Below are 8,869 nucleotides of genomic sequence, written 5' to 3'. Positions count from 1 at the left end.
GCTCGGCGCCGGCCGCGCCGACCGAGACCGTGTTGGCGCGGTCGGCGATCGAGTTCGAACCCAGGGCCACCGAATCGGCCGCGGTGGCCTGGCTGTTGAAACCGGCGGCGAGGCTGTTTGCGCCGCTGGCGGTGTTGCCATTGCCGATCGCGGTGGCATTGGCGCCGTCGACCGTGTTGTCGCCGCCGAAGGCATTGCCGTTGACGCTGTTGACCGTGTTGGCGCGACCGAACGCATTCGAACCCACGCCGTTGGCAAGGTTGAAGTTGCCGAACGCGCTGGCATCGTCGGCGCCGGCGGTGTTGACGAAACCGACCGCGCTGGAGCCGCTGCCGCTGGCGGTGTTGGCCGCGCCGACCGCGGTGCTGTCGTCGCCGCTGGCGAGGCTGCCGCTGCCCAGCGCGCTGCTGCCCGCGCCGCTTGATTCGCTGCCGGCACCGGCCGCGACGCTGTTCGCGCCGGTCTGGGTGCCGCGAATCACGAAGCCATCGCCGATCGCCTGCAACTGACGCAGGTTGACCGCATCGGTCGCCGCGGTCGCATCGGCGACGTTGGCGATGTTGCGCTCGGCGCCCGCCGCGCCCACCGACACCGTGTTGGCGCGGTCGGCGATCGAGTTGGAACCCAAGGCCACCGAATCGGCGGCCGTCGCCTGGCTGTTGAAACCAGCGGCGAGGCTGTTCGCGCCGCTGGCGGTGTTGCCGCTGCCGATCGCGGTCGCGTTGGCACCGTCGACCACGTTGGCGTTGCCGAAGGCGCTGGCGTTATCCGAGTTCACCTGATTGGTCGAGCCGAAGGCATTGCTGCCCGCGCCCTGCACCGAGTTGAAATTACCGAACGCGCTGCTGTTTTCGCCGACCGCCTGATTGACGTAACCGAACGCGCTGGCGAAGTCGCCGCTGGCGTCGTTCAAGGTACCGAACGCCGCGCTTTCCGCGCCGCTGGCGGTATTGCCCCAACCCACCGCGCTGGCGTTGTCGCCGCTGGCGATGCTGAGGTTGCCCAGCGCGGTGCTGTTCGCGCCGCTGGCGAGGCTGCCGTTGCCGAGCGCACTGCTGTTATCGCCGCTCGCCTCGCTGCCCACGCCGGCCGCGACCGCGTCGGTGCCGGTCTGGGTGCCGCGGATCACGAAGCCGTCGCCGGCGGTGGTGATCGCGTCCTGCAGCTGGCGCACGTTGACCGCGTCGGTGTCGTCGGTGCCGTCGGCGACGTTGGCGATCTGACGCTCGGCGCCGAGCGCGCCGACCGAGATCGTATTGGCGCGATCGGCGACCGAGTTGGAACCCAACGCGACCGAATCGTTGGCCGTGGCCTGGCTGTTGAAGCCGGCGGCGAGACTGTTCGCGCCGCTGGCGGTGTTGCCGCTGCCGATCGCGGTGGCGTTCGCGCCGTCGACAGTGTTGTCGCCGCCGAAGGCATTGCCGTTCGCGCCGCTGACCGTGTTGTTGGCGCCGACCGCGTTGCCGGCATCGCCGTCGACCTGGTTGAAGCTGCCGACCGCGTTACTGTTGGCGGCGTTGGCGAGGTTGCCGGTGCCGATCGCGGTGGCGTTGTCGCCGTCGCTGGTGTTGTCGCCGCCGATCGCGTTGCTGTTCAAGCCGTTCGCAGTGTTACCGCGACCCGCGGCGACGCTGCCGTTGCCGGTGGCGGTGTTGAAGTTGCCCAGCGCGCTGGCGTTGGCGCCGCTGGCGATATTGACGTAACCCACCGCGCTGGCGCCGTTGGCGCTGGCCTCGTTGGCCACGCCAATCGCGCTGGCATCGTCGGCGCTGGCGGTGTTGTCGGTACCCAGTGCCGCCGCGCCGACGCCGCTGGCGATGTTGCCGCTGCCGAAGGCGTTGCTGTTGGCGCCGCTGGCGTCGTTGAGACTGCCGATCGCGCTGGCATTGTCGCCACTGGCGATGTTGTCGCCGCCGACCGCGTTGCTGTTGACGCCGGTGGCGAGGTTGAGACGGCCGACGGCGTTCGCGCCGACCGCACTGGCTTCATTGAAGTTGCCCAGCGCGCTGCTGTCGTCGGCGCTGGCGGTATTCACGAAACCCACCGCGCTCGCGCCGCTGCCGCTGGCGGTGTTGGCCGCGCCCACCGCGGTGCTGTCCGCGCCGCTGGCGACGCTACCGCTGCCGAGCGCGCTGCTGCCGGCGCCGCTCGATTCACTGCCGGCACCGGCCGCGACGCTGTTCGCGCCGGTCTGGGTGCCGCGCACCACGAAGCCGTCGCCGAGCGCCTGCAACTGGCTCAGATTGACCGCGTCGTTGGCCTGGGTACCGTTGGCGACGTTGGTGATCTGGCGTTCGCTGCCGGCCGCGCCGACCGAAACCGTGTTGGCGCGATCGGCGACCGAGCCGCTGCCCAGCGCGACCGCATCGTCCGCGCTGGCCTGCGCGCCGACACCGGCGGCGAGACTGCGCGCGCCGCTGACGGTGTTGCCGTTGCCCAGCGCGGTCGCGTTGATCCCGGTGACGACGTTGTCGCCGCCGAAGGCATTGCCGTTTTCGCTCTCGACCCGGTTGCCGCGACCCACGCCGTTGGCGCCGACGCCGGTGACGCTGTTGAAATTGCCCAGCGCGCTGGCGCCGTCGGCGCTGGCGGTGTTGACGAATCCGACCGCGGTAGCGCCCTGGCCGCTGGCTTCGTTGATCCGGCCCACCGCGGTCGCATCGTCGGCGCTGGCGGTGTTGCCGCTGCCGACCGCGAGCGACGCGGCGCCGCCGGCGATGTTGCCGCCGCCCGAGGCGTGGCTGCCGTCGCCGTTGGCGGCGTTGTCGTTGCCGACCGCCACCGCGCCCACGCCTCCAACCGAATTGTTACCGCCCAGCGCGACCGCGCCGGCGCCGTCGGCGCTGTTGTTGCTGCCGAAGGCGTTGGCGTTGTCGCCGAGCACCAGGTTGCCGCGGCCGAACGCGTTGCTGCCCGCACCGCTGGCCTGGTTGAAATTGCCTACCGCGCTGCTGTCGTCGCCGCTGGCGGTGTTGACGTAACCCAGCGCGCTGGCGCTCGCGCCATCGGCGCTGTTGGCCTGGCCGATCGAAACGCTTTCCGCGCCTTCGGCGGTGTTGCCGTTGCCGCACGCGATCGCGTCGGCACCGTTGGCGCTGCTGCCGCCGCTGTTTTCGTTGCTGGTGTCGCCGTCGTTGAGGTCGCAGTTGTTGCCTGCGAACGCTACGGGTGCTGCGACCACGTTCATACCGATGACGCTGGCGATAGCCAGCGCCAGTAGGGTGCTGCGATTCATGCGTTTTCCCCCTAATGGCTGACAAGAACCGGATTCGGAACCGTCGAAGCGCGACCATGCTTGTGACCGCGCCCTCCCCGGCACCGGTTTGGTTAACCATAAACGTTTTTGTGCACTTTTTTACATTGGATCCGGTATATAAATTCTGTGGCGTGATGAACACACTGAGCACGGCCCCGTTCATCACGCTGCAATGCAGCAAACCGACCATGGCCGGTTTTGCCCGCTTTTTTACGTCCTTGTGTTCGATCGGGTTTCATGCGCAAACTCGGCTGCGGCTTGTCGTTGCTTCACACAAATAACCGCATTCGTTCGTATAGAAACACCGTCCGAACGAGTCACCATTGCCAATTCTTAGGGGGATTGATCATGAGTACTCGCTTGAAAGTCGGGCTGTTAGTGCCCGGCTTGCTCCTTGCCACCTGTTGCGTGGCCCACGCCGCCGAACCGTCCACCGCGGACGCGTCGGTTTCCAGTTCCAAGGTCGGCATCGACGCAAACGGAAAGCTGCGTCCGCTGACCGAAGCCGAGAGCCAGGCGCTCGACAAGGCCGCTGCGACGCAGCAAAAGTCGACTGCGAAATCCAGCAGCTTGCGCGGCGCGTTTCCGGCCAACGCAAGCGAGGTCCGCGCCAGCGAACGTCGCCTGTCGAACGGCGCGGTCGCGCGCAAGATGCCGTTGTCGGAGATGAGCACGCTGACCGCCACCCGCGATGCGAACGGCAAGATCGTCATCCAGCACAGCGATCCCAGCGACGACGTCGCTCCCGCCACTCAGCACGGGGAGCTGCCGCGTGAATAAGTCACTGCTCGCCATTTCGATCGCACTCGCCAGCGCCTTCGCGTTCGCGCCGAGCGCGCAAGCCGCCAACCTCACCCTGATCAACGGCGACGACGGCACCGCCGTGGGCCTCAACGATCCGACCGCGGCCGCTCCGGTCGGCGGCAACCCGGGCGTTTCCATCGGCGAACAACGCCGCATCGTCTACAAGTACGCGATGGATGCATGGGGCGCGGTGCTGCAGAGCAACGTCGAGATCAAGGTGTACGCCACCTTCGCCCGCCTGACCTGTACCGCTACCGGCGGCACCCTCGGCGCGGCCGGCACCAACTGGATCCTCAACGACTTCCCGGGCGCGATTCCGAACACGCTGTACCACTCCGCGCTCGCCGATGCGATCGCCGGCGAGGACCTCGTGCCCGACCCGGCCGATCCGGCCGATATCTTCTCCCAGTTCAACGGCGACCTCGGCAAGCCGGACTGCCTGGCGGGCTCGGGTTGGTACCTGGGCCTGGACGGCAAGACCCCGGAAGGCAAGATCAATTTCCTTAACGTGGTCATGCACGAGCTCGGCCACGGCCTGGGCGCGCAGGGGTTCATCAACAAGTCCACCGGCGCGTTGCTTGCGGGCTTCACCGACGTCTACACCCGCAACGCCTACGACAACGTCCAGAACAAGCCGTTCGACGACGCCGCCATGACCGACGCGCTGCGCGCCACAGCCATGAAGACCCCGGGCCGCACGGTGTGGAACGGCACCCAGGTCAACGCTCAGGCGCCATTGGTCCTCGATCGGCGCACCGTGCTCAACGTGACCGCACCGGCGCCTGCCGCGGGCAGTTACGAAATCGGCTTCGCCGACTTCGGTCCGGCCCCGTCCGCGACCAGCTTCCCGGCCGGTCAGCTGGTGCTGGTCAACGATGGCGTCGCCGCCGCTTCGGTCAGCGACGGTTGCGAAACCCCGTTCGTCAACGCGGCCGCCATCGCCGGCAAGGTCGCGGTGATCGATCGCGGCACCTGCAACTTCGCGGTCAAGGCGAAGAATGCGCAGCTCAACGGCGCGGTCGCGGTGGTGATCGTCAACAACACCGGCGGCGTTGCGGGCATGGGCAATTCGGCTCCGCCGATCACCGACATCACCATTCCCACGGTGATGATCTCGCAAGGCGACGGCGCGTTGGTCAAGGCCAACCTGCCGGCAACGGCGGGCGCGCTGGTCGATCCGAACTTCCTGCAAGGCGCCGATCGCAATGGCCGCACGCGGCTGTACGCGCCGACCATCGTCGCGGTCGGCTCGACCTTCTCGCACTTCGACACCGACCTGCAGCCGAACGCGCTGATGGAACCGTTCGATACGCCGGAAGTGCAGGCCCAGTTCGACGTCGATCTGACCCCGGCGATGTTCGTCGACATCGGTTGGACGCTCAATCCGGGCAACGCGATCCTCGGCACCTGCGACACCACGGTCAAGGCGGTGGAAACGCCCGGCCTGATCATCGGCGCCAACATCACCGCCGAGAGCAAGCTGTGCGCGACCCACGCCCACGGCAGCCGTGCGCTCTACCTGCGTTGCATCTCCGATCACGCCACCGAGTTGCAGCAGATCGGCGCGATCACCACCACGCAGTTGGGCAAGGTGCGTCAGTGCGCGGCGACGGTGCGTCCGTAAGCCTCACGCTCCACGCATCGTTATAGCGTTGCAAAAACCGGCGCCGCGAGGCGCCGGTTTTCTTTGCGCCAGCTGAAAGCGCGAAGGTCATGGCGACCTGCGGCACTTGAATTCGCCGCCGCAGACGCTACGTTGCACCCACGAGGCCATTCCGGCCGCATGCGGAGTACGACACGATGGGATTGATCAGCCTGCTCTGGGGCATTTTCGCGCTGGCGTGGATGGTCCTGGCCCTGATTCCGTTGCTCGGCTGGGGCAACTGGTTTCTGATTCCGTTCGCCGCGGTCGGCGCGATCATCGCCGCGATCGGCCTGTTGTTCACGAAGTCGGAAAACAACGGCCGGGCCAAGACCGGCCTGTTGCTCAACGCCATCGTGATCGTGGTCGGCGTGGTCCGGCTCGGGATCGGCGGCGGCATCATCTGACGATGGACTCGCGCTGCGCCGCCGCGATCGCGGCGGCGTAGCGGTGATTGAGCAACGACGAGCCTGTCTTCAAGCGCCGCGCCGAAACGGTGCACCGTTGCGGGCGTGAGCGCAGACCTCGCCTTGGCGCGAACCCTCGAGGTCTTTTGTGGGCGGGGCTTCAGCCCCGACGCTTTCGTCTCAGATCGCCGATCACCTCACGCGAAAACCGCGCGGTGGCCACGGCTCCGCGTCACACCACTCAACTGAACCAGTCGGCTAGACCGACCCAACCGCCACCGGCCGCGCCGCCACCAGCGCGCGCGTATGCGCATGCTGCGGCGCCTTCAACACCTGCGCCGTCGATCCAGTCTCGACGATGCGCCCACCTTCGAGCACGGCGATGCGCTCGGCCACCGCCGCGGCCGCGGCCAGATCGTGAGTCACGAACAACAATGCCAACCCGCGCTCGCGCTTGAGCCGCGCGAGCAAGGCCAGGATCGCCGCGCGGTGATGTGCGTCCAGCGCCGACACCGCTTCGTCGCAGACCAACAGGTCGGGCGAGGTCGCCAACGCGCGCGCGATCGCGATGCGCTGACGCTGGCCGCCGGAAAACTGATGCGGATACCGATCCAGCATCGCTTCGTCCAGACCGACATCGCCCAGCAGTTCGGCGGCGCGCGCGCGGCGTGTGGCCTTGTCCAGGTTTCCGTGGATGCGCAGCGGCTCGGCGACGATCTCAGCTACGCGCAGGCGCGGGTCGAGCGACGCATACGGATCCTGGAACACCACCCCGGTCCGCGCGCGCAAACTGCGCAAGGCAGCGGCGTCCAGCGAACCCAGGTCGATCCCGTCAATCGACACGCGCCCCTGCGCGCCACGCAACAGACGCAGCAACACGCGACCCAGCGTGCTCTTGCCGCTGCCGCTTTCGCCGACCAAGGCCAGGCCTTGGCCACGTCTTAATTCGATATCGACTCCATCGAGCGCCGGCCGCGGCGCGCGCGGATAGTGCATCGACAAGGCTTCGCCGCGCAGCAGCGGCGGCGTGTCGCTATCGGCCTTCCCCACCGGCTTGGGCAGCAAGGCATCGATCCGATCCGCGGCCAGCAACTCGCGCGTATACGCATGCGCGGGCGACGCGAACACCGTCGCGGTGTCGCCGCGTTCGACTACCTCACCGCGCTGCAGTACCAGCAACTGCTGCGCATACGCACCGACCAGCGGCAGATCGTGACTGATCAGCAGCAGCGCCAGGCCGTCCTCGCGACGCAATCGATCGAGCAGATCGAGAATGTCGCGGGCGATGCGCGCATCCAATGCCGAAGTCGGCTCATCGGCGATCAGCAACCGCGGCTGCGTCGCCAGGGCCAGCGCGATCGCGATGCGCTGGCGCTGGCCGCCGGAGAACTGATGCGGATAACGGCGCAGGGCCGCGGCCGGATCGGGCAGCTGCACGCGTTCGAGCAAGGCCTGCGCCTGAATACCGGCCGTCGTCGCCGACAAACCACGCACCACGCGCAAGGTTTCATTGAGCTGCGCGCCGATCCGGCACAGCGGATGCAAGGCCGCGAGCGGATCCTGCGGCACCCAGGCCAGGGTGCGGCCGCGTAATCGCGCATGCGCGGCGCTGGCGATCGCGATGTCGTGGCCGTCGATGTTCAAGCGTCCCTGCGCGCGCAGCTGCGCCGGCAGCAGACCGAGCAAGGCCAGCGCGGTCAGACTCTTGCCGCTGCCGCTTTCGCCGACGACGCCAAGGCACTGGCCCGCATGCAGTTCCATATCCAGCGGGCCGAGCAGACGCCGCGACGGCGGCGAACCGCTGTCGACAGCGACGCACAACCCATGCAGCGAAACCAGCGCGCTCATGCGGCCGCGGCCTGCCGTGGCGCATCGCCCTGCGGCGAACGATGCACGTCGAGCCAATCGCGCAGCCCGTCGCCGAGAAACTGAAACGCGGCCAGCGTCGTCACCAGAAAGCCCGCCGGAAACAGCAAGGTCCACGGCGCGCTGTCGAGCTCCTGCACGCCTTCGGCCAGCAGGCCGCCCCAGCTCGACGACGGCTCGTCGATCGACAGCCCGAGAAAACCGAGAAAACTTTCGACCAGGATCGCTTGCGGCAGGATCAATCCCAGGTACACGAACGCCAGCGGCATCAGGTTCGGCAGCACATGCCAGCGCAGGCGCTGGCCGAAGCTCGCCCCGGCCGCCTGCGCCGCGAGCACGAACGGCGCCTCGCGCAATCGCGCGGCCTCCGCGCGCATGACCCGAGCCAGATCGATCCAGACATAACCGCCGATCGCCGCCAGCAACAGCAGCAGCGAACGTTCGAACAAGGTCAGCAGCAGGATCACCACTAACAGGAACGGCAGCGCCGAGAACACATCGAGCACCCGCACCATCAAGCGCTCGACCCAGCCGCCGGCAAGCCCGGCGATCGCGCCGTAACCCAGCCCGATGACCAGCGCGACCACGCTCGCCAGCAAACCGATGCCCAGCGACAGCCGCCCGCCGGCCAGGGTGCGCGCGAACACGTCGCGGCCGATCGCGTCGGTGCCGAACCAATGCCCGGCGGTCCCGGGCCGGGCCGACAACGCGTCCCAGTCGGGCAGTATCGGGCCGTAGCGACCAAGCCAGGGCGCCAGCCAGCACAGCGCCACCAGCGCGGCGAGAATCAACAGACAGGTGCGCGCCAGCGGCGGCAGGGATTTGAACGATCGCATTGCCGCGCATCGTACCCATTCCTACCCCAGACCGGGCTGATGCCGGCTTCCCCTTGTA

The 8,869-nt window shown here is 68.0% G+C and carries 5 protein-coding genes and 1 pseudogene; 3 read left to right on the top strand and 3 right to left on the bottom strand.

What is annotated here, in order from left to right; genetic code table 11:
- Positions 1-3,235: pseudogene (locus ASD86_RS11670) on the bottom strand (hypothetical protein); the annotation flags it as partial.
- A 366-nt stretch (positions 3,236-3,601) separates the two neighbouring features.
- On the opposite strand from ASD86_RS11670, the gene ASD86_RS11665 reads away from it, so the two are divergent.
- From ASD86_RS11665 to ASD86_RS11655, 3 genes are all read left to right on the top strand, one after another.
- Positions 3,602-4,036, top strand: coding sequence for a hypothetical protein (locus ASD86_RS11665; protein ID WP_056110734.1), 435 nt, complete (start codon positions 3,602-3,604; stop codon positions 4,034-4,036).
- Positions 4,029-5,684 carry a PA domain-containing protein gene (locus ASD86_RS11660; RefSeq protein ID WP_056110509.1) on the top strand — a complete coding sequence of 552 codons (1,656 nt, stop codon included), beginning with the start codon at positions 4,029-4,031 and terminating at the stop codon, positions 5,682-5,684. The genes ASD86_RS11665 and ASD86_RS11660 overlap by 8 nt, the downstream gene beginning before the upstream one ends.
- Positions 5,685-5,860: 176 nt before the next feature.
- Complete coding sequence (locus ASD86_RS11655) at positions 5,861-6,109, top strand: hypothetical protein (protein ID WP_036108061.1); 249 nt, start codon at positions 5,861-5,863, stop codon at positions 6,107-6,109.
- A gap of 258 nt (positions 6,110-6,367) precedes the next feature.
- Here the strand turns inward: ASD86_RS11655 and ASD86_RS11650 are convergent, their stop codons facing one another.
- Both ASD86_RS11650 and ASD86_RS11645 read right to left on the bottom strand, forming a co-directional pair.
- Complete coding sequence (locus tag ASD86_RS11650; RefSeq protein ID WP_056110507.1) at positions 6,368-7,957, bottom strand: ABC transporter ATP-binding protein; 1,590 nt, start codon at positions 7,955-7,957, stop codon at positions 6,368-6,370.
- Positions 7,954-8,811, bottom strand: coding sequence for an ABC transporter permease (locus ASD86_RS11645; RefSeq protein WP_056110505.1), 858 nt, complete (start codon positions 8,809-8,811; stop codon positions 7,954-7,956). The genes ASD86_RS11650 and ASD86_RS11645 overlap by 4 nt, the downstream gene beginning before the upstream one ends.
- Between the last annotated feature and the right edge of the window lie 58 nt (positions 8,812-8,869).

Origin of the sequence: Lysobacter sp. Root690, from assembly GCF_001427785.1 — a bacterium.
GTDB lineage: Bacteria > Pseudomonadota > Gammaproteobacteria > Xanthomonadales > Xanthomonadaceae > Lysobacter.
Note: the sequence above shows the minus strand (reverse complement) of the source record. Positions and strands in the feature narration are given on the sequence as shown.

Excerpts from the sequence above, each read along its gene's own strand:
- ASD86_RS11655 (WP_036108061.1), top strand. The coding sequence starts at position 5,861 with ATGGGATTGATCAGCCTGCTCTGGGGCATTTTCGCGCTGGCGTGGATG.
- ASD86_RS11650 (WP_056110507.1), bottom strand. The coding sequence starts at position 7,957 with ATGAGCGCGCTGGTTTCGCTGCATGGGTTGTGCGTCGCTGTCGACAGC.
- ASD86_RS11645 (WP_056110505.1), bottom strand. The coding sequence starts at position 8,811 with ATGCGATCGTTCAAATCCCTGCCGCCGCTGGCGCGCACCTGTCTGTTG.